This is a genomic window from Acinetobacter sp. YH12200, from assembly GCF_013418175.1.
Lineage (GTDB): Bacteria > Pseudomonadota > Gammaproteobacteria > Pseudomonadales > Moraxellaceae > Acinetobacter > Acinetobacter pseudolwoffii.
This window is the reverse complement of sequence record NZ_VPCO01000061.1, coordinates 1-2,180: the sequence shown is the minus strand read 5'-3', so window position 1 is coordinate 2,180 and position 2,180 is coordinate 1. Positions and strand designations below refer to the sequence as shown.

Sequence of the window (2,180 nt, the reverse complement as noted above, 5' to 3'; positions counted from 1 at the left end):
ACCGCCATCGTGTCGTGATCGGCAAGGATACGCGCCTGTCGGGCTATATGCTTGAACCCGCGCTCACAGCCGGTTTCACCTCGATGGGCATGGACGTATTCCTTTTTGGCCCGCTGCCGACAACGTAATAGGAAGAATAAACGCCCTTTTCACCCAAGTCCAAATTAATTTGCCGATTCCATAATCAGGGTGTATTACAATTCCATAGAGTTTTTCAATCCAGGTGGTTTAGCTGATAACTTAACGATTGATCAGCTTCTTCGTGAAGATTACTCGCCATGGGCGCGCAATAAAAGGATATCTGCCACGTTCAAAGAAGCGCATTTTATTGAAAAATATGGGTCAGGCATCAAACGAATCCAAGAAGGCTTCGCATCCTATGGTCTGCGTCCCCCTGTCTTTGAAAATTTCCAGCACGGTTTTCGAGTTATTGTCTCATCAAAGCTACTTTTCGAATCTAATGAGGGAGTAAGTGAGGGAGTAAATCTACTATTTAATCAGATAAGAACTAATCCAGGAAAGCGTGCACCATTTTTAGTAAACGAGCTATTAGTTCCTGTCAAGATAGTAGAGCGGTGGCTCAAAATCTTAAGAGATGATCATAAAATCGAGTTTCGAGGAGCTCCTAAAAGTGGAGGATACTGGCTAAAATAGAAATCAATGATACTCTTAAGTGGCACCAATCGAACTCCTATTTTAGCATTTAAAAAAGTATCCTCACATCATTTTATTGAACAATACCTAAGGCTGCTCTGGCGGCATTGATATGATTATCGTCGTTGCACTCTACCGCAAAAGCGCCATATGCTAATGGAGCTGCAGCAGCCCTCTCTATAGATTGTTCGTAGAGCCTATCCCATATCGTTCCGCCTTGTTTAGCATACTCCGTTATCAAACTCTTCAGGCTATCCTCTCCAAAAACCGATACGTGACCAGAAAAGTCCAGTGCAGGATCACCCATATGCGCAGTAGACCAATCTATGATACCAGAGGTCTTACCTTCCTTCGAGGTTAAGACATGCCCTGCATAGAGATCGCCATGGATGAAACAAGTGAATTCAGGCCACAAAGGGTCATTGTCCAACCATCTACGGTATCTGTTTTCCAACGGCTCGCTGATACCTATCTCAGATTTCACCAAGTGGATACGGTCAGCTATTTCGGTCCTCAATTCACTTGGAGTCATTATTTTCAAGTTGCTCTTTCTCACATCGTCAGCTGTAATACGATGTAATTCGGCCAATGATTTTGCCAGAGACTCCACATAAGCTATGCTATCGCGATCTATGTTCCAAGAAACCTCATGTGTTATCGCATCGAATGTCAGAGCAGGCGCATCCTCCAGTAAAGGGTAGGCTATTAGGCGCTCCGATACAATTTTCCAATCAGGGACATTGATCGACAGGTTTCTTTTGGCTAAATCCAATATTCTACTTTCATTTTCGATTTGTTCAAGCATATCGCTTCTTCGAGGTATACGGAGTACCCAGTTCTCACCGTTTACTTCCTTTACAAAGGCAACTCTAAAGTCGATGCCCATCTCATTGACGCTCATCTCTTCCGAAATTCTCAGCCCATGCTCTAGGGCTAATGTTTGCATATCTTCGATTGTCATTTCTATACTGTTTTCTTTTATTAAATTGGTACCAGTTCCCCCGACAGGACATTCTGAATGTCATATACAGGTGTAACACTTTACCCATATTCTTTTCGTATGGATAACACTTCCCATCAGGGAACAAAAATCTGATACATGAATTAATTGTGAGACAGTAGACCTACTGTCGCATTGAAGCCATCTCGGCGACTATTTGATTAGGAAAACCAAGGCTTTGCCATCATAGCCTTATCATAGAAGTATAACATAGTTGTAAAGATAGAAAATTATTTTTTATTCATCCATGATGTTATTATTTTATAATAACATCATCTAAACATGTCCTGTCGCTCTTTTGTGCTGTGATATTTCATACCTATTAACTGCTTTCGTTTGAATTATACGACGTTCTACTCACAATAGGGCAAGGGTTACTCATTCCGTAGGATGCGGTTCACGTATAGGAAGAATAAACGCCCTTTTCACCCAAGTCCAACAGCTTTGGACCGCAGTTGACTCTTTCGACACCCCTGCGATGCAACCCAATCCGGCTGACGGGGAGCCAGCAACGCTGAAAATTTAC

2 protein-coding genes and 1 pseudogene are annotated in these 2,180 nt (G+C 42.5%); 2 read left to right on the top strand and 1 reads right to left on the bottom strand.

Annotation, left to right across the window (positions count from 1 at the left end):
- Positions 1-122 (top strand): annotated as a pseudogene (locus FTU90_RS15850) (hypothetical protein); the annotation flags it as partial.
- 67 nt (positions 123-189) lie between these two features.
- Positions 190-654, top strand: coding sequence for an ATP-binding protein (locus tag FTU90_RS15845; protein ID WP_071830580.1), 465 nt, complete (start codon positions 190-192; stop codon positions 652-654).
- Positions 655-727: 73 nt separating this feature from the next.
- Here FTU90_RS15845 and mph read toward each other — a convergent pair whose 3' ends face one another.
- The gene (gene mph, locus FTU90_RS15840; RefSeq protein ID WP_071830579.1) at positions 728-1,615 is read right to left on the bottom strand and encodes an Mph(E)/Mph(G) family macrolide 2'-phosphotransferase; all 888 of its coding nucleotides are present in this window, start codon (positions 1,613-1,615) and stop codon (positions 728-730) included.
- Positions 1,616-2,180 lie beyond the last annotated feature (565 nt).